Genomic DNA, 16,505 nt, shown 5'->3' on the forward strand with positions numbered 1-16,505 from the left:
ATGGCTCAGAAGCTTGAACTCCTCCCCGCTGTCGACGTCCGCGACGGCCAGGCCGTCCGCCTCGTGCACGGCGAGTCCGGTACGGAGACCTCCTACGGGTCCCCGCTGGAGGCGGCCCTCACCTGGCAGCGGGCGGGCGCCGAGTGGCTGCATCTGGTCGACCTGGACGCGGCCTTCGGCACCGGCGACAACCGGAAGCTGATCGCCGAGGTGGCCGGCGCCATGGACCTCAAGGTCGAGCTGTCCGGCGGCATCCGCGACGACGCCTCGCTGGCCGCCGCCCTCGCCACCGGCTGCACCCGGGTCAACCTCGGCACCGCCGCGCTGGAGACCCCCGAGTGGGTCGCCAAGGTCATCGCCGAGCACGGCGACAAGATCGCGGTCGGTCTCGACGTACGCGGCACGACCCTGCGTGGCCGCGGCTGGACCCGCGACGGCGGAGACCTCTACGAGACCCTGGCACGCCTCGACTCCGAAGGCTGCGCGCGGTACGTCGTCACCGACATCGCCAAGGACGGCACCCTCCAGGGCCCCAACCTGGAGCTGCTGCGCAATGTCTGCGCCGCCACCGACAAGCCGGTCGTCGCCTCGGGCGGCGTCTCGTCGCTCGACGACCTGCGCGCGATCGCCGGGCTGGTCCCCCAGGGCGTGGAGGGCGCGATCGTCGGCAAGGCGCTCTACGCCAAGGCGTTCACCCTGGAAGAGGCGATCGCGGCGGTGTCACGATGAGCGGTGCCGTCCGCCGCGTCGCCGGCAGCAGCCCCTGGGAGGAGGCCCTCGGCTACTCCCGCGCGGTCGAGCTGCCGAACGGCATGGTGCTGGTCTCCGGCTGTACGTCGGTGATCGACGGCGCGATCGTCGACGGCGGCCCGTACGACCAGGCGGTCAACTCCTTCAACGTCGCCCTCGACGCGCTGAAGGAACTCGGGCTCGGCGCCGGGGACGTGGTCCGCACCCGGATGTACATCACGCACGCCCGGGACGTCGAAGAGGTCGGCCGCGCCCACAAGGAGCTGTTCGACGCCGTCCGCCCGGCAGCCTCGATGATCATCGTCTCCGGCTTCGTCGACCCGCGACTGGTCGTGGAGGTCGAGGTCGAGGCGGTCCGGCCCGCCGGAGAATCCGCCGGAGAGAACGGAGCTTCGGAGTCATGACGCTCGCTGTCCGAGTCATCCCCTGCCTGGACGTCGACAACGGCCGGGTGGTCAAGGGAGTCAACTTCCAGAACCTGCGGGACGCCGGCGACCCGGTCGAGATGGCCAAGCTGTACGACGCCGAGGGCGCCGACGAGCTGACCTTCCTCGACATCACGGCGTCGTCCGGCAACCGCGAGACGACGTACGACGTGGTGCGCCGCACCGCCGAGCAGGTCTTCATCCCGCTCACGGTGGGCGGCGGTGTCCGCTCGGCGGACGACGTCGACAAGCTGCTGCGCGCCGGGGCGGACAAGGTCGGCGTCAACACGGCGGCCATCGCCCGGCCCGAGCTGATCCGCGAGATCGCCGAGCGCTTCGGCCGCCAGGTGCTGGTGCTCTCCGTGGACGCCCGCCGCACCCCGGAAGGCACCACCACGCCGTCCGGCTACGAGGTGACCACGCACGGCGGCCGCCGCGGCACCGGCATCGACGCCGTCGAATGGGCCCACCGGGCCGCCGAGCTGGGCGCGGGCGAGATCCTGCTCAACTCGATGGACGCGGACGGCACGAAGGACGGCTACGACACCGAGATGATCGCGGCCGTCCGCAAGCACGTCACGGTCCCGGTGATCGCCTCCGGCGGCGCGGGCAAGCTCGCCGACTTCCCGCCGGCCGTCGCGGCCGGCGCGGACGCGGTGCTCGCCGCCTCCGTCTTCCACTTCGGCGACCTGCGGATCGGCCAGGTCAAGGAGACGCTGCGCGAGGCGGGGCATCCCGTCAGGTAGCTTCGCCGCGTCCACCCTTCGGGCACACCGCCCGAAGGGCGGACGCGAGCCCGGGTCCGCAGGCGCCTCACGGCGATCGCGCGCATAGTGCGGGTATGAGACCCACCAGGTCGGCGGCGTTGCTCGCCGTCGCGACACTCATCGCCGCGAGCACCCAGGCCACGGCCGTCGCCGCGGCCGCCCCGGGCGGGAGCGACGGCTCCTGCGTCAGCTCCCCGCCGCCCCGGGGCGGACCGGCCCGCCAGGTCCTGCGCATCGCCCAGCAGGCCAAGAGCGAACTGAAGCTCAATTCGGTGGTGCTGCGTGTCTCCAAGGGCGGCAAGGAAGTCTTCACGACCGCTCTGGGCGAGTCGATGACAGGCGTACCGGCCCGGCCGGACATGCACTTCCGCGCCGGATCGATGGCGATCGTCTACATGGGCGCGGTCCTGCTGCAACTGGTCGACGAGAAGAAGGCCGGACTCGACGACCCCGTCTCCCGATGGCTGCCCGACGCGCCGCACGCCGACCGGATCACCCTGCGCATGCTCGGCGACTCCACCTCGGGGCTCCATGACTACGTCACCGACCCGAAGTTCATCGCCGCGGTGGAGGCGGCGCCGTTCCGCCAGTGGACGCCCGAGGAGCTGGTGGGCTACTCGGCCGGCCACCCCCTCTGGTACGAGCCGGGCAAGAGCTGGAACTACTCCCACGCCAACTTCGTGCTCCTCGGCGCCGCCCTGGAGAAGATCACCGGAACCCCGCTCGACGTGCTGCTGAAACAGCGCGTCATGGATCCCCTGGGGCTGCGCGACACACGTAACAGCTTCACCCCCGAGATCCCGCAGCCCGTGCTGCACGCCTTCACCTCGGAACGGGGGCGCTACGAGGAATCCACCTTCTGGAACCCCTCGTGGACCACCGCCCCCGGCGCGGTCCTGACCACCCACGTCTGCGACCTGGCCCGCTCGGCGGAGGCCATCGGGTCGGGCGAGCTGCTCTCCGAGGCCGGGTTCAGGACGCAGCTCGACCCCGGCACGGTCGGACTCGGCGGCGCAACGAAGACCTGCCCCGCGACGGTCTGCCTGGTCAACACCGAGGCCACGCACTTCGGCCTCGGCGCGCTCGTGATCAACGACTGGATCATGACGAACCCGTCGTTCTCCGGATACGCCGCCGTCCAGGCCTATCTGCCCGCCGAAGAGCTGGCCATCGCGGTCGCCACGACCAAGGGCGCGAAAACCCCGGAGGGCAACACGGCGGAGACCATCACGAACCGGATCGCCGCGGCCCTCGCCCCCGGCCACCCGACCCCATCGGTCCCGGCGGCCCCTCCGGCGTCCCCGAGTCGCTGACAAGGGTCGTGATCAATACACCCAGGGCGCCGGCCGGACCCCTGCCGCATGTCCGATGTGGCCTACAGCACGGCCGGGAGGGGCTTGACGCTCATTGACTCGGAAGTAACCATTCCGCTTACCGTTCGGCATTGTCGAACCATGATCGGCACGCCGCCAGGGAAAGGTTCCACTTCCATGCGCCTGAGATTCCCCCGCCGGATTCTGGCCGCTGCCACCACCGCAGCGGCCCTCGCCTTCGCGGGCACCGCCGCTCCGGCCCATGCCGAGGTGACCGACCTCCCGCCGGCCGGGGCCAACGACTGGTCCTGCAAGCCCGACCCGGCGCACCCCCAGCCCGTGGTCCTGGTCAACGGCACCTTCAAGACCATGGCCGAGAACTGGGCCACGCTCTCGCCGCAGCTCGCACAGGCGGGCTACTGCGTGTTCGCCTTCAACTACGGCACTGCCGCCACCGAGCCGATCGCCGACTCGGCGGCCGAGCTCCGCGACTTCGTCGGTGCCGTACTCGGTGCCACCGGAGCCGGCAAAGTGGACCTCGTCGGCCACAGCCAGGGCGGCATGATGCCCCGCTACTACGTCAAGTTCCTCGGCGGCGCGACCAAGGTGGACGACCTGGTCGGCATCGTGCCGTCCAACCACGGCACCTCGAACCCGCTGGCCCTCGCCGCCGGGGCCACCGTCTGCCCATCGTGCGTCGACCAGACCGCCGGCTCCGATCTTCTCCAGGAGCTCAACGCCGACCCCGAAGCCCCGGCCGGTCCCCACTACACGCAGATCGCCACGAGGTACGACGAGGTCGTGATCCCGTACACGAGCTCATTCCTGACGGGACGTGCCACCCAGGTGACCAACGTTCTGCTCCAGGACACGTGCCCGCTCTGCGTGACCGAGCACGACCAGGCCCCCAAGGACCGGATCGTCGCGCAGTGGGTGGCCAACGCCCTCGCACGCAAGGGTCCCGCCGACCCGGGCTTCCAGCCGGACTGCGTGTGACCGAGCCGGCGGCACGACCGGCTCCCTGAGCTCCCCCGAGGGCCGCTCTCAGGTCCCACCCATCCCCAGCTGGGCCCTTCCCACCCGGTCGACCGCTTCCTTGTCACCCTCCAGCTCCACCTTGGCCGCGTCCTGCCGGCCGAAGACGAACATCGTCAGCTCACCCGGCTCCCCGGTCACCGTCACGACCGGGGTGCCGCGGTGCGCCACCGCCGTCTGCCCGTCCGGGCGGCGCAGCACCACACCCACCGGCGACTTGCGGCCCAGCACCCGGGCCGACTTCTCCAGCCTGGACCAGAGCGAGTCCGCGAAGACCGGGTCCAGCTCCCGGGGCGTCCAGTCCGGCTGCGCCCGGCGCACATCCTCGGCGTGCACATAGAACTCGACCGTGTTCGCCCCCTCGTCCACCGGCTTGATCGTGTACGGCGACAACTTCGGCGGGCCGGTACGGATCAGCTGGATCAGCTCCTCGTACGGCTTCGCCGCGAACTCGGCCTGTACCCGGTCGAGCCGGCTCTTCAGAAGACTCAGCAGAATTCCCGCGGCCGCGTCCGGGCGGCGCTCACGCACCACCACATGGGCCGCCAGATCCCGGGTGGTCCAGCCCTCGCACAGGGTCGGAGCATCAGGGCCCGCCGCCTCCAGAAGATCGGCGAGCAGAAGTCGTTCACGCTTGGCATGTGTCGACATGCCGGTCAGCCTACGACCGCCGCGCCGCGTCCGCCCAGTGGACGCATCGCCGTTCCCGTCCCGCGGGCGCGGCACAATGACCTCATGACAGGCACGCCCGGTACGCCCAGCGCACTCGACCCCGCCATCGCCGCCCGCCTCAAGCGCAGCGCCGACGGCCTGGTCCCGGCCATCGCCCAGCAGTACGACACCGGCGAGGTCCTGATGCTCGGCTGGATGGACGACGAGGCACTGCACCGCACGCTCACCACCGGCCGCGCCACCTACTGGTCCCGCAGCCGCCAGGAGTACTGGGTCAAGGGCGACACCTCGGGCCATGTCCAGCACGTCAAGTCGGTCGCCCTCGACTGCGACGCCGACACCGTCCTCGTCCAGGTCGACCAGATCGGCGCCGCCTGCCACACCGGCGCCCGCACCTGCTTCGACGCCGACGTGCTCAGCCCGGGCCAGTAGGGTCGGACGCCATGGACCTCGAGACCTTCCGCAAGCTGGCGGCCGACCGCCGCGTCATCCCCGTCAGCCGCCGTCTCCTCGCGGACGGCGACACCCCGGTCGGCCTCTACCGCAAGCTCGCGGCGGAGCGGCCCGGCACCTTCCTCCTCGAATCCGCCGAGAACGGCCGCTCCTGGTCCCGCTACTCCTTCATCGGCGTCCGGTCGGCCGCCACCCTCACCGTTCGCGACGGACAGGCCCACTGGCTCGGCACCCCGCCCGTCGGCGTCCCCACGGACGGCGACCCGCTGAAGGCGCTGCGCGCCACCGTCGAGGCCCTGCACACCCCCCGCGACCTCGCTGCGCTGCTCGGTGGCGGCATGCCGCCCTTCACCGGCGGCATGGTCGGCTACCTCGGCTACGACATCGTCCGCCGGCTGGAGAAGATCGGCGAGCACGGCCGGGACGACCTGAAGCTGCCCGAGCTGACCATGCTGCTCACCTCGGACCTCGCCGTCCTCGACCACTGGGACGGCTCCGTCCTGCTGATCGCCAACGCGATCAACCACAACGACCTCGACACGGGCGTCGACGAGGCGTACGCGGACGCGGTGGCCCGTCTCGACGCCATGGAGGCCGATCTGGCCCGGCCCGTCGACTACCAGCCGCACGCTCTGCCGCCGTCCGAGCTGCCCCCGTACACCGGGCCCATGTGGAGCGGCGAGCAGTTCCAGGAGGCCGTCGACGACATCAAGGAGCGCATCCGCGCGGGCGAGGCCTTCCAGGTCGTGCCCTCGCAGCGCTTCCAGACCCCGTGCGCGGCGAGCGCCCTCGACGTCTACCGGGTCCTGCGGGCCACCAACCCGAGCCCGTACATGTACCTGCTGCGCTTCCCCCACGAGGACGGCGGCTTCGACGTCGTCGGCTCCAGCCCCGAGGCGCTGGTCAAGGTCGAGGACGGGCGCGCCATGGTGCACCCGATCGCCGGCACCCGCCCGCGCGGCGCCACCCCGCAGGAGGACAACGACCTCGCCGAGGAACTGCTGGCGGACCCCAAGGAGCGTGCCGAGCACCTCATGCTCGTCGACCTCGGCCGCAACGACCTGGGACGGGTCTGCGAGCCCGGCTCGGTCGAGGTGGTCGACTTCATGTCGATCGAGCGGTACTCGCACGTCATGCACATCGTCTCGACCGTGACCGGCACGGTCGCCGAGGGCCGTACCGCCTTCGACGTACTGACCGCGTGCTTCCCCGCGGGGACGCTGTCCGGGGCCCCCAAGCCCCGCGCCATGCAGATCATCGAGGAGCTGGAGCCCTCGCGGCGAGGACTGTACGGCGGCTGCGTCGGCTATCTCGACTTCGCCGGCGACTCCGACACCGCGATCGCCATCCGTACCGCCCTGCTGCGTGACGGCACCGCGTATGTGCAGGCCGGCGCGGGCATCGTCGCCGACTCCGACCCGGTCGGCGAGGACACCGAATGCCGCAACAAGGCGGCCGCGGTGCTGCGCGCCGTGCACACGGCCAACCGGCTGAACGGCAACGGAACACGTAAGGGATAGTGGGGTACGTGAGCGCTGCATCCGTATCCCAGCCCAGTACCGAGACCGCACCCTCCGCCGCGGCTGCCGGCAACGGCCGGCGCAGCCTCGCCGCGGCCCTGTTCCTCGGCGCCGTCGGCGCCGCCATGGTGCTGCTCGCCTCGGGGCAGACCTGGGCCGAGGGCACGGCCGCGGCCGGCGGCGGCAGCGTGCCCCTCGACGCCGACGGCCGCCATGTCACCGGCGTCCCCGCCGCCCTCGCCGTCGTCGGTCTCGCCGCCCTCGTCGCCGTCTTCGCGGTCCGCCGCGCGGGCCGGATGGTGGTCTCCGCGCTGCTCGCCCTGAGCGGCGCGGGCGCGGCTCTCTCCGCCTTCCTCGGTGCCTCCGACAGTGCGGCCCTCGACGAGCAGGCCCGGCGGACGACGGGCGACTCGGCCGCCACGATCGACACCCTCACGCACACCGCCTGGCCCTATGTGACGGCCGCCGCAGGGCTCTTGATCCTGCTCGCCGGACTGCTCGCCCTGCGGTACGGGACGACCTGGCCCGCGATGTCCGGCCGCTACGAACGGGAGGGCGGGGGCCCTCGCAAGGCCCGCCCGGTGGCCGATCCGGACCGGCCCGAGGAGCTGTGGAAGGCCCTCGACCGCGGCGAGGACCCCACTCGCGATCAGTGACGACCCCCACGTCCCGGCACCCTCAGGCGTACGGGACAATGGGGGCAGGAGCCTCCGGCTCACCCCACAGCGCAACACCAACGAGGAGCAACTCATGGCGGGCAGCAGCCACGGACACACCCCGGCCGCCTGGACCGGCGTCACCATCAGCTTCATCGGCTTCTGCATCGCGGGAGTCTTCATGGTGGCGGCCAACCCGCTCGGCTTCTGGGCCGGAATGGCCGTGACCCTGCTCGGTGGCGTCGTCGGCGCCGCGATGAAGGCCGCCGGTCTCGGCATGCCGGAGCAGAAGCCCATCCGGGTCCAGGCCCCCGCCCAGGCCGCGCAGCCCGTCCCGGCCGAGGCCGCGGCGGCCTCCTGACCCCGTAGGGCCTGTCCGGCGGATGGTGCTGGGCTCGCGGATCCAGCCTGATCCGCCGGACAGGCACTGGACGCTCCGAACGAGGCGCGGCCCGGCGAGCCCGGGCTGCGCCTCTCGGCATGACCGGGGGACAATCGCGACGTGGATGCCATGTCTGCCGCCACCCCTGCCCAGGGGCCGTCCCGGGCACCAGGGCCCGCACCCGCGCCGCTTGCGCGCAGGCTCGGCCCGCCACTGGCCGCCCTGGCCGGTGTCGCCGCGGCCTTCGCCTATGTCGGCGCTGTCGACCCGAACGAACCGGGCCACTACCCCGTCTGCCCGCTGCTGCGGTTCACCGGGATCTACTGCCCGGGCTGCGGCGGGCTGCGCAGCGCCCACGCCTTCATCCACGGCGATCTCGGCGCTGCCTTCGGCTCCAACGCCCTCGCGGTCCTCGGGTACGGAGTCTTCGCCGTCCTGTGGACCGTCTGGCTGGTCCGCGCGGCCAGAGCCCTGCCGGTGCGGATCGGCTTCGGGGCCTCCTGGTGGTGGGCGCTCGGCGGGGTTCTGGTGGTCTTCACCGTCGTACGGAACCTGCCCTTCGGCTCGGTGCTCGCGCCATGACGCCCCCGGCGAAGTTCCAGGTAGTGGGACCGCCGTCAACCGGATGCGGGCCCTTCGCCCTCCTCCGGATACCATCGAGACAGCTGTCAGTGATCCACGATCAACCACCCGGAAGGGGGCCGCTCGCGTGAGTGTGCTCGACGAGATCATCGAAGGCGTGCGCGCCGACCTCGCAGAGCGGCAGGCGCGGGTCAGCCTCGACGAGCTCAAGGAGCGTGCCGCCAAGGCGCCCCAGGCCAAGGACGGCGTGGCCGCGCTGCGCGGAGACGGCGTCAAGGTCATCTGCGAGGTGAAGCGCTCCAGCCCCTCCAAGGGAGCGCTCGCCGCGATCGCCGACCCGGCGGGACTCGCCGCCGACTACGAGGCAGGCGGCGCTGCCGTCATCTCCGTCCTCACCGAGCAGCGCCGCTTCGGCGGCTCGCTCGCGGACCTGGAAGCCGTGCGGGCCCGGGTGGACATCCCGGTGCTCCGCAAGGACTTCATCGTCACGTCCTACCAGCTGTGGGAGGCCCGGGCGTACGGCGCGGACCTCGCCCTGCTGATCGTCGCCGCCCTCGACCAGGAGGCTCTGGTCTCGCTGATCGAGCGCGCCGAGTCGATCGGCCTCACCCCGCTCGTCGAGGTCCATGACGAGGAGGAGGTCGAGCGGGCCGTGGACGCCGGTGCCAAGATCATCGGTGTCAACGCGCGCGACCTCAAGACCCTCAAGGTCGACCGTTCCACCTTCGAACGCGTCGCCCCCGAGATCCCCGCGGGCATCGTCAAGATCGCCGAGTCCGGCGTCCGCGGCCCGCACGACCTGATCGCGTACGCCAACGCCGGCGCCGACGCGGTCCTGGTCGGCGAGTCCCTGGTCACCGGCCGCGACCCGAAGGCCGCAGTCGCCGATCTGGTCGCCGCCGGCGCCCACCCGGCCCTGCGGCACGGGAGGGACTGACCCTCCCATGACCGCCGTCGTCCGCCGCATACCGTCCGCCCACCGGCCGAGCGTCCGTCGCCCGGCCGGTGCGGCTGCGACGGCATGCGTGCCGCACGCGCCGCTGGCGCGCGGCTGCCGCCCGCGCGGCTGCCGTGCGCCGGCCCGGCGGGTGCACGGACGCCGCGTCCGGTACGTCATCGGGGACGAACCCGGCCAGGTCAACGGCATGCGATGGCGTCGCTGAGCGAACAGCTCAGCGATCCGAACGTCATCACATTCATTTCTCTTCGGCTTTCACGCCCACGAGGAGTTCTGGCATGCCCAGCGATTACTTCATTCCCGACCCCGAAGGCCAAGTGCCGAACGCGGCCGGCTACTTCGGCGACTTCGGCGGCAAGTTCATCCCCGAGGCGCTCGTCGCCGCGGTCGACGAGGTGGCTGTCGAGTACGACAAGGCCAAGTCCGACCCCGCCTTCGCCGCCGAGCTCGACGCGCTGCTCGTCCACTACACCGGCCGGCCCAGCGCCCTCACCGAGGTGCCCCGGTTCGCCGAACACGCCGGCGGCGCGCGGGTCTTCCTCAAGCGCGAGGACCTCAACCACACCGGCTCCCACAAGATCAACAATGTGCTGGGCCAGGCCCTGCTCACCAGGCGCATGGGCAAGACCCGCGTCATCGCCGAGACCGGCGCCGGCCAGCACGGCGTCGCCACCGCCACTGCCTGCGCGCTCTTCGGCCTCGACTGCACCATCTACATGGGCGAGATCGACACCCAGCGCCAGGCGCTGAACGTCGCCCGGATGCGCATGCTCGGCGCCGAGGTCGTCCCGGTGAAGTCCGGCAGTCGCACTCTGAAGGACGCCATCAACGAGGCATTCCGCGACTGGGTCGCCAATGTCGACCACACGCACTACCTCTTCGGTACGGTCGCGGGCCCGCACCCCTTCCCGGCCATGGTCCGCGACTTCCACCGGGTCATCGGCGTCGAGGCCCGCCGCCAGATCCTGGAGCGCGCGGGCCGTCTCCCGGACGCGGCCGTGGCGTGTGTCGGCGGCGGATCCAACGCCATCGGTCTGTTCCACGCGTTCATCCCCGACTCCGGCGTACGGCTGGTGGGCTGCGAGCCCGCGGGCCACGGCGTCGAGACCGGCGAGCACGCGGCCACGCTGACCGCCGGCGAGCCGGGCATCCTGCACGGCTCGCGCTCGTACGTCCTCCAGGACGACGAGGGCCAGATCACCGAGCCGTACTCGATCTCGGCCGGGCTCGACTACCCGGGCATCGGCCCGGAGCACTCGTATCTGAAGGACAGCGGGCGTGGCGAGTACCGGGCCGTGACCGACGACGCCGCGATGCAGGCGCTGCGGCTGCTGTCCCGTACGGAGGGCATCATTCCGGCGATCGAGTCCGCGCACGCGCTGGCGGGTGCGCTGGAGATCGGCAAGGAGCTGGGCAAGGACGGACTGATCCTGGTCAATCTGTCCGGCCGCGGCGACAAGGACATGGACACGGCTGCCCGCTACTTCGGGCTGTACGACGAGAACGGCACCGCCGCGACGGACGCGGTCGTCGAGGCGGACGCGGCGGGCGAGGTCGCGGAGATCGAGGGGGACGCCAAGTGAGCGGGAACATTCAGCTGCTGAGCGACACCCTGGCAGCCGCCAAGTCCGAGAACCGGTCCGCGCTCATCGCGTACCTCCCGGCCGGCTTCCCGACCGTCGACGGCGGGATCGAGGCGGTCAAGGCAGTGTTCGACGGCGGCGCGGACGTCGTGGAGGTGGGCCTGCCGCACTCCGACCCCGTCCTGGACGGACCGGTCATCCAGACCGCCGACGACATCGCACTGCGCGGCGGCGTCAGGATCGCCGACGTGATGCGTACAGTCCGCGAGGCACACGCGGCCACGGGCAAGCCGGTGCTCGTGATGACGTACTGGAACCCGATCGACCGCTATGGCATCGCGCGCTTCACCGCCGAGCTCGCCGAGGCGGGCGGCGCGGGCTGCATCCTGCCCGACCTGCCGGTCGAGGAGTCCGCCGTATGGCGCGAGCACGCCGAGAAGCACGGGCTCGCCACGGTCTTCGTGGTCGCACCGAGCAGCAAGGACGAGCGGCTCGCCACGATCACGGCGGCGGGCTCCGGCTTCGTCTACGCGGCCTCGCTGATGGGTGTCACGGGCACTCGTGAGTCGGTCGGCGAGCAGGCCCAGGATCTGGTCCGGCGCACCCGTGCCACTACGGACCTGCCCATCTGCGTGGGCCTGGGCGTCTCCAACGCCGACCAGGCCACGGAGGTCGCCGGCTTCGCCGACGGCGTCATCGTCGGCTCGGCCTTCGTCAAGCGGCTGCTCGACGCGGACGACCACGCGGCCGGGATCGCGGCGGTACGGGCGCTGGCGGGCGAACTCGCCGAGGGCGTACGCAAGCGCTGACGGATCGGCTGACGGACCCGTTGAGGGATCACGCTCACGGATCGGGCTCGAGGGTTCACCCCGACCGATCCGGCTGACCCGATCCGACTGACGGATCCGGTCATATCGGGTCACCCGTCCGGGTGGACCTCGGACCGGGGAGGCGCATACGTGCCTCCCCGGTTCGTTGCTGTGGGCGTGAGCGAGAAGAACCAAGACGGAAAGCGGGCCGCGCGAGAGCGGCTCCTGCAGGATCGTGAGCTGCAGAGGGCGCGCGAGAAGCGACGGCGCCTGTTGATCGTGTCCGCGGCGGTGGTGGGCGTGCTCGGCCTGGCCGCGGTGGTCGGCGTGATCGCGGCGAACACCGGAGGCAAGGGCGAAACCCCCACCTCCACCGCCGGCCCGGTCACCGCTCCCAGCGGAGCCCAGGGCGCGGGGGCGCTCGCGATCCCGGCGGGCGCGAGCGACGCACCGTCCACGCTCACGGTCTGGGAGGACTTCCGCTGCCCTGCCTGCGCCCAGTTCGAGAACGTGATGAGGGACACGATCCACGAGCTGACGGACTCCGGCCAGCTGAAGGTCGAGTACCACCTCGCCACGATCATCGACAGCGGCGTGGGAGGCAGCGGCTCGCAGCGTGCGGCGAACGCGGCGGCGTGCGCGCAGGACGCTGGGAAGTTCGTCCCGTACCACGACGTGCTGTACCAGAACCAGCCCCCGGAGACGGACGACGCCTTCGCGCAGAACAGCAGACTGATCGAGCTGGCGGGCAAGGTTCCCGGCCTCGACACGCCCGGGTTCCGCAGCTGTGTGGAGAAGGGCAAATACGACAGCTGGGTCGACAAGTCCAACGAGGCATTCCGCAGCGGCGGATTCAAGGGCACGCCGACGGTGCTGCTGAACGGGCAGTCGGCCTTTCCGCAGAAGGGCAGTGAGCCGCTCTCCCCGGCGAACCTGAAGAAGTGGGTCGCCGAGGCGAACGCGGGACTGAAGCCGGGGACGCCACAGCCGAGCCCCGCGGGTTCCTGACGGACGGACCGGTTCAGGGGCGCCCGGCCGGCGGATCCACGGCGGCCTCCCGGGGCGCCGCAGCGGCGTCGGCGCGCGGCTCCGAGCGGCGCGCCGACGTGTCCCCCGGGCGGCGTCCGGTGCCGGCGCTCGGTGTCGGCCGGATGACGCGGCTCGTTACCCAGACGTTGCCCGGTCGGTTGCCGTGGTGCGGGCCCGGCAAGGTAGCGTCGGGTCTGCCATGGACCTTGCCTACATTCCCAGCCCGTCGACCGGTGTGCTCCACCTCGGACCGCTCCCGCTGCGCGGCTACGCCTTCTGCATCATCATCGGTGTCTTCGTAGCCGTCTGGTACGGCAACAAGCGCTGGATCGCCCGCGGCGGCAAAGCCGGCACGGTGGCCGACATCGCCGTCTGGGCGGTTCCGTTCGGCCTCGTCGGCGGCCGTCTGTACCACGTGATCACCGACTACCAGCTGTACTTCAGCGAGGGTGAGAACTGGGTCGACGCGTTCAAGATCTGGCAGGGCGGCCTCGGCATCTGGGGCGCGATCGCGCTCGGCGCGGTCGGCGCCTGGATCGGCTGCCGCCGCCGCGGCATCCCGCTCCCCGCGTACGCCGACGCCATCGCTCCCGGAATCGCCTTCGCGCAGGCGATCGGCCGCTGGGGCAACTGGTTCAACCAGGAGCTGTACGGGAGACCGACCGACCTGCCGTGGGCCCTCAAGATCACCGAGGGCACGAACCGCGAGGCGGGCCTGTACCACCCGACGTTCCTGTACGAGTCGCTGTGGTGCATCGGCGTCGCGCTGCTGGTCATCTGGGCCGACCGGCGCTTCCGGCTCGGCCACGGGCGGGCGTTCGCGCTGTACGTCGCCGCCTACTGCGCCGGCCGCGGCTGGATCGAGTACATGCGCGTCGACGAGGCCCACCACGTCCTGGGCCTCCGCCTGAACGTCTGGACCGCGATCGTCGTCTTCGTCCTGGCCGTCGTGTACATCGTGGTCTCCGCCCGGCTCCGCCCGGGCCGCGAGGAGGTCGTCGAGCCTTCGGCCGTGGAGCCGCAGAAGAGCGACGCTCCCGATGCCGATGCCGATGCCGATGCCGATGCCGATGCCGATGCCGATGCCGGATCCGGGTCGTCGGACGCGGCGAGTGGCGAGTCCGGCGCCGGCGCCGATGCTGACGCCGAGCTCACGCCCGCCGACGTCACGCCCGCCGAGCTCACGTCCGCGGACGTCACGCCTGCCGAGCTCACGCCCGCGGACGTCACGCCCGCGGACAAGGACCGCGGGGACCACGCGGATTCGGAGTCCGCGAACAAGAGCTGATCCCGCAGCACCCCCAGCACCCGCAGTACCCGTGCCCCAGGGCCGCCCGACTGTCGCAGTCGGGCGGCCCTGCGGCGTTTCCGGAGCGTGCGGGGACCAGGGCCGTGCGCCCCTGCCGGTGCGTGCCCGGTCCGCCGCTGCCCGCGGTGGCGGCCGGGCGCTCCCGGCACCGGCCGCGCCGGGCCGTGGGGGGACACGTCCGGGGTCATGGCACGCCGCGGCCCGCGAGGGACAGGGTGCGGTGGGCGGCCGCCACCACGGCCGCGTCGACGAAGCGGCCGTCCGGGAGGGCCAGCGCACCCGCGTCCGTCGTCGCCGCCTTGATGATCTCCTCGGCCTCCTCCACCTCTTCCGGGCTGGGCAGGTACGCCCGCTCGATGACCTGGAGCTGCCGCGGGTGGATGGCTGCCCGGCCCATGAAGCCGAGAGCGCGGCCATGGGCGCAGGAGGCCGCGAGGCCGTCCAGGTCACGGATGTCGGGGTAGACCGACTGCGTCGGCGGGGCGAGTCCGGCCGCGCGGGCCGCGACCACGATGCGGCTGCGCGGCCAGTCGAGGCCGGTGTCGTTGCGTACCCCCAGGTCCGCGCGGAGATCCGCCTCGCCGAGCGCGATCCCGCGTACGGCGGGATCGGCGGTCGCAATGGCGTAGGCGTGCTCGACGCCCCCCGCCGATTCGAGCAGCGCGTACAGCGCCGTCCCCGGTGCCAGCTTCGCCGGACCCCGGATGTCAGTGGCGTGTGCCACCTTGGGGATACGCAGAGCCGACAGGCCGGGCAGGGGGGCCAGCGCGGTGATGTCCCGCTCTGCGTGGATGCGGACATGGACCGGTACGGGCTGGGGGGAGGCGAGCAGTTCGGCGGTCGCTTCGAGGGCGTACGCCTTGCGGTGCGGTGCGACCGCGTCCTCGAGGTCGACGATCACGATGTCGGCCCCGGAGGACAGGGCCTTCTGGACGACTTCGGGCCGGTCTCCGGGGGCGTACAGCCACGTGAGCGGAAGGCCTCGGGGGTGGATGCCCCGGGGGGTGACAGCAAGGGGGGTCATAGCGCGCCTTCGCTGCGCAGGGCGGCGATGCGGGCAGTCGTGAGCCCGAGTTCGGTGAGGACGGCTTCCGTGTCCGCGCCGTGCGGCCGGCCGGCCCAGCGGATGCCACCAGGAGTCTCGGAGAGGCGGAAGAGGATGTTCTGCATACGGATCGGACCGAGTTCCGCGTCGGGGACCTCGGTGACGCTGTCCAGCGCGCGGTACTGGGGATCGTCCATGACGTCGCGGATGTCGTAGACGGGGGCGACCGCGGCCTCCGCCTTGTCGAACGCGGCGAGCACCTCGTCACGGCTGTGGCGGGCGATCCAGTCGCCCACCGCCTCGTCGAGTACGTCGGCGTGCTCCGCCCGGCCGCTGCCGGACCCGAACCACGGCTCGCGGGCCAGCTCGGGCCGGCCGACCAGCCGCACGACGCGTTCGGCGACGGACTGCGCGGAGGTGGAGACGGCGAGCCAGGTGCCGTCGGCCGCGCGATAGGTGTTGCGCGGGGCGTTGTTGCCGGAGCGGTTGCCGGTGCGCGGCTGGACGTAGCCGAGCTGGTCGTACCAGATGGGCTGCGGGCCGAGGACGGTGAGGATGGGTTCGATGATGGCCATGTCGACGACCTGGCCGCGGTCGGTGGCGGCGCGGGCGGTCAGCGCGGTCATGACGGCGTAGGAGGTGGCGAGTGCGGCGATCGAGTCGGCGAGGCCGAAGGGAGGGAGTGTGGGCGGACCGTCGGGTTCGCCGGTGATGGCGGCGAATCCGCTCATCGCCTCGGCGAGGGTGCCGAAGCCGGGACGGTGGCAGTACGGGCCGAACTGACCGAAGCCGGTGACCCTGGCCAGGACGAGACGGGGGTTGGCCGAGGAGAGCTCCTCCCAGCCGAGCTGCCACTTCTCCAGCGTGCCGGGGCGGAAGTTCTCGATGACGACATCGGCGGTGGCGGCGAGCCGGAGCAGGGTCTCGCGGCCGCCCGGCGTGGACAGATCCAGCGTGATGGTGCGCTTGTTGCGGCCGAGCAGCTTCCACCACAGGCCGACACCGTCCTTGTCGGGACCGTGACCGCGTGACGGGTCCGGTCTACGGGGGTGCTCGACCTTGATGACGTCGGCGCCGAAGTCACCGAGCATCGTCGCGGCGAGCGGACCGGCGAAGAGAGTGGCGAGATCGAGGACGCGCAGTCCGGCGAGCGGACCGTCTCCGGCGTGCTGGCGGGCGGCGACACCGTCGGCGTCGGGGTCGTGCATGGGGGCTCC

The 16,505-nt window shown here is 71.9% G+C and carries 19 protein-coding genes; 16 read left to right on the forward strand and 3 right to left on the reverse strand.

Annotated elements, in window-relative coordinates; genetic code table 11:
• The 5 genes from priA (at nucleotide 1) to ACZ6ZQ_RS12305 (ending at nucleotide 4,251) form a co-directional block, all read left to right on the forward strand.
• A complete protein-coding gene (gene priA, locus ACZ6ZQ_RS12285) occupies nucleotides 1-729 on the forward strand; it encodes a bifunctional 1-(5-phosphoribosyl)-5-((5-phosphoribosylamino)methylideneamino)imidazole-4-carboxamide isomerase/phosphoribosylanthranilate isomerase PriA (protein ID WP_469768452.1) in 729 nt (242 codons plus the stop codon).
• Entirely contained in the window at nucleotides 726-1,154 is a 429-nt protein-coding gene (locus ACZ6ZQ_RS12290; RefSeq protein WP_469768453.1) for a Rid family hydrolase, read from the forward strand. The genes priA and ACZ6ZQ_RS12290 overlap by 4 nt, the downstream gene beginning before the upstream one ends.
• Nucleotides 1,151-1,921, forward strand: coding sequence for an imidazole glycerol phosphate synthase subunit HisF (hisF, locus tag ACZ6ZQ_RS12295; RefSeq protein WP_469768454.1), 771 nt, complete (start codon nucleotides 1,151-1,153; stop codon nucleotides 1,919-1,921). Before ACZ6ZQ_RS12290 ends, hisF begins: the two co-directional genes overlap by 4 nt.
• 95 nt (nucleotides 1,922-2,016) lie before the next feature.
• The gene (locus ACZ6ZQ_RS12300; protein WP_469768455.1) at nucleotides 2,017-3,255 is read left to right on the forward strand and encodes a serine hydrolase domain-containing protein; all 1,239 of its coding nucleotides are present in this window, start codon (nucleotides 2,017-2,019) and stop codon (nucleotides 3,253-3,255) included.
• Nucleotides 3,256-3,432: 177 nt separating this feature from the next.
• Nucleotides 3,433-4,251, forward strand: a complete 819-nt coding sequence (locus ACZ6ZQ_RS12305) for an alpha/beta fold hydrolase (RefSeq protein WP_469768456.1) — start codon at nucleotides 3,433-3,435, stop codon at nucleotides 4,249-4,251.
• A 48-nt stretch (nucleotides 4,252-4,299) separates the two neighbouring features.
• Here the strand turns inward: ACZ6ZQ_RS12305 and ACZ6ZQ_RS12310 are convergent, their stop codons facing one another.
• Nucleotides 4,300-4,941 (reverse strand): TIGR03085 family metal-binding protein, encoded by a 642-nt coding sequence (locus tag ACZ6ZQ_RS12310; RefSeq protein WP_469768457.1) that lies wholly within the window; start codon nucleotides 4,939-4,941, stop codon nucleotides 4,300-4,302.
• 84 nt (nucleotides 4,942-5,025) lie between these two features.
• On the opposite strand from ACZ6ZQ_RS12310, the gene hisI reads away from it, so the two are divergent.
• The 11 genes from hisI (at nucleotide 5,026) to lgt (ending at nucleotide 14,222) form a co-directional block, all read left to right on the forward strand.
• Entirely contained in the window at nucleotides 5,026-5,394 is a 369-nt protein-coding gene (gene hisI, locus ACZ6ZQ_RS12315; protein WP_469768458.1) for a phosphoribosyl-AMP cyclohydrolase, read from the forward strand.
• 11 nt (nucleotides 5,395-5,405) lie between these two features.
• Entirely contained in the window at nucleotides 5,406-6,935 is a 1,530-nt protein-coding gene (locus ACZ6ZQ_RS12320; protein WP_469768459.1) for an anthranilate synthase component I, read from the forward strand.
• The gene (locus tag ACZ6ZQ_RS12325) at nucleotides 6,935-7,591 is read left to right on the forward strand and encodes a TIGR02234 family membrane protein (RefSeq protein ID WP_469768460.1); all 657 of its coding nucleotides are present in this window, start codon (nucleotides 6,935-6,937) and stop codon (nucleotides 7,589-7,591) included. The genes ACZ6ZQ_RS12320 and ACZ6ZQ_RS12325 overlap by 1 nt, the downstream gene beginning before the upstream one ends.
• Nucleotides 7,592-7,685: 94 nt before the next feature.
• Nucleotides 7,686-7,952, forward strand: a complete 267-nt coding sequence (locus ACZ6ZQ_RS12330; protein WP_469768461.1) for an HGxxPAAW family protein — start codon at nucleotides 7,686-7,688, stop codon at nucleotides 7,950-7,952.
• Between the two features lie 150 nt (nucleotides 7,953-8,102).
• Nucleotides 8,103-8,555: a DUF2752 domain-containing protein gene (locus ACZ6ZQ_RS12335; protein ID WP_469768535.1), complete on the forward strand. Its 453-nt coding sequence runs from the start codon at nucleotides 8,103-8,105 to the stop codon at nucleotides 8,553-8,555.
• Between the two features lie 127 nt (nucleotides 8,556-8,682).
• Complete coding sequence (trpC, locus tag ACZ6ZQ_RS12340; protein ID WP_453667195.1) at nucleotides 8,683-9,492, forward strand: indole-3-glycerol phosphate synthase TrpC; 810 nt, start codon at nucleotides 8,683-8,685, stop codon at nucleotides 9,490-9,492.
• Between the two features lie 7 nt (nucleotides 9,493-9,499).
• Nucleotides 9,500-9,718 (forward strand): tryptophan biosynthesis modulator TrpM, encoded by a 219-nt coding sequence (gene trpM, locus ACZ6ZQ_RS12345; RefSeq protein ID WP_453667196.1) that lies wholly within the window; start codon nucleotides 9,500-9,502, stop codon nucleotides 9,716-9,718.
• A gap of 73 nt (nucleotides 9,719-9,791) precedes the next feature.
• Nucleotides 9,792-11,096: a tryptophan synthase subunit beta gene (gene trpB, locus ACZ6ZQ_RS12350; protein ID WP_469768462.1), complete on the forward strand. Its 1,305-nt coding sequence runs from the start codon at nucleotides 9,792-9,794 to the stop codon at nucleotides 11,094-11,096.
• A complete protein-coding gene (trpA, locus tag ACZ6ZQ_RS12355) occupies nucleotides 11,093-11,905 on the forward strand; it encodes a tryptophan synthase subunit alpha (protein WP_469768463.1) in 813 nt (270 codons plus the stop codon). The genes trpB and trpA overlap by 4 nt, the downstream gene beginning before the upstream one ends.
• 177 nt (nucleotides 11,906-12,082) lie before the next feature.
• Nucleotides 12,083-12,913 (forward strand): DsbA family protein, encoded by an 831-nt coding sequence (locus ACZ6ZQ_RS12360; RefSeq protein ID WP_469768464.1) that lies wholly within the window; start codon nucleotides 12,083-12,085, stop codon nucleotides 12,911-12,913.
• Nucleotides 12,914-13,133: 220 nt separating this feature from the next.
• Complete coding sequence (gene lgt, locus ACZ6ZQ_RS12365; protein ID WP_469768465.1) at nucleotides 13,134-14,222, forward strand: prolipoprotein diacylglyceryl transferase; 1,089 nt, start codon at nucleotides 13,134-13,136, stop codon at nucleotides 14,220-14,222.
• Nucleotides 14,223-14,427: 205 nt separating this feature from the next.
• Here lgt and ACZ6ZQ_RS12370 read toward each other — a convergent pair whose 3' ends face one another.
• Entirely contained in the window at nucleotides 14,428-15,267 is an 840-nt protein-coding gene (locus ACZ6ZQ_RS12370) for an HpcH/HpaI aldolase/citrate lyase family protein (protein WP_469768466.1), read from the reverse strand.
• Nucleotides 15,264-16,496: a CaiB/BaiF CoA transferase family protein gene (locus ACZ6ZQ_RS12375; RefSeq protein ID WP_469768467.1), complete on the reverse strand. Its 1,233-nt coding sequence runs from the start codon at nucleotides 16,494-16,496 to the stop codon at nucleotides 15,264-15,266. The genes ACZ6ZQ_RS12370 and ACZ6ZQ_RS12375 overlap by 4 nt, the downstream gene beginning before the upstream one ends.
• Nucleotides 16,497-16,505 lie beyond the last annotated feature (9 nt).

This window comes from Streptomyces sp. NPDC053673, from assembly GCF_055585225.1.

Coding starts and splice junctions, on each gene's coding strand:
- hisI (WP_469768458.1), top strand. CDS start 5,026: ATGACAGGCACGCCCGGTACGCCCAGCGCACTCGACCCCGCCATCGCC.
- ACZ6ZQ_RS12300 (WP_469768455.1), top strand. CDS start 2,017: ATGAGACCCACCAGGTCGGCGGCGTTGCTCGCCGTCGCGACACTCATC.
- ACZ6ZQ_RS12310 (WP_469768457.1), bottom strand. CDS start 4,941: ATGTCGACACATGCCAAGCGTGAACGACTTCTGCTCGCCGATCTTCTG.
- ACZ6ZQ_RS12305 (WP_469768456.1), top strand. CDS start 3,433: ATGCGCCTGAGATTCCCCCGCCGGATTCTGGCCGCTGCCACCACCGCA.
- ACZ6ZQ_RS12330 (WP_469768461.1), top strand. CDS start 7,686: ATGGCGGGCAGCAGCCACGGACACACCCCGGCCGCCTGGACCGGCGTC.
- ACZ6ZQ_RS12375 (WP_469768467.1), bottom strand. CDS start 16,496: ATGCACGACCCCGACGCCGACGGTGTCGCCGCCCGCCAGCACGCCGGA.
- ACZ6ZQ_RS12320 (WP_469768459.1), top strand. CDS start 5,406: ATGGACCTCGAGACCTTCCGCAAGCTGGCGGCCGACCGCCGCGTCATC.
- ACZ6ZQ_RS12290 (WP_469768453.1), top strand. CDS start 726: ATGAGCGGTGCCGTCCGCCGCGTCGCCGGCAGCAGCCCCTGGGAGGAG.
- hisF (WP_469768454.1), top strand. CDS start 1,151: ATGACGCTCGCTGTCCGAGTCATCCCCTGCCTGGACGTCGACAACGGC.
- trpB (WP_469768462.1), top strand. CDS start 9,792: ATGCCCAGCGATTACTTCATTCCCGACCCCGAAGGCCAAGTGCCGAAC.
- ACZ6ZQ_RS12335 (WP_469768535.1), top strand. CDS start 8,103: ATGTCTGCCGCCACCCCTGCCCAGGGGCCGTCCCGGGCACCAGGGCCC.
- priA (WP_469768452.1), top strand. CDS start 1: ATGGCTCAGAAGCTTGAACTCCTCCCCGCTGTCGACGTCCGCGACGGC.
- trpM (WP_453667196.1), top strand. CDS start 9,500: ATGACCGCCGTCGTCCGCCGCATACCGTCCGCCCACCGGCCGAGCGTC.
- lgt (WP_469768465.1), top strand. CDS start 13,134: ATGGACCTTGCCTACATTCCCAGCCCGTCGACCGGTGTGCTCCACCTC.
- ACZ6ZQ_RS12370 (WP_469768466.1), bottom strand. CDS start 15,267: ATGACCCCCCTTGCTGTCACCCCCCGGGGCATCCACCCCCGAGGCCTT.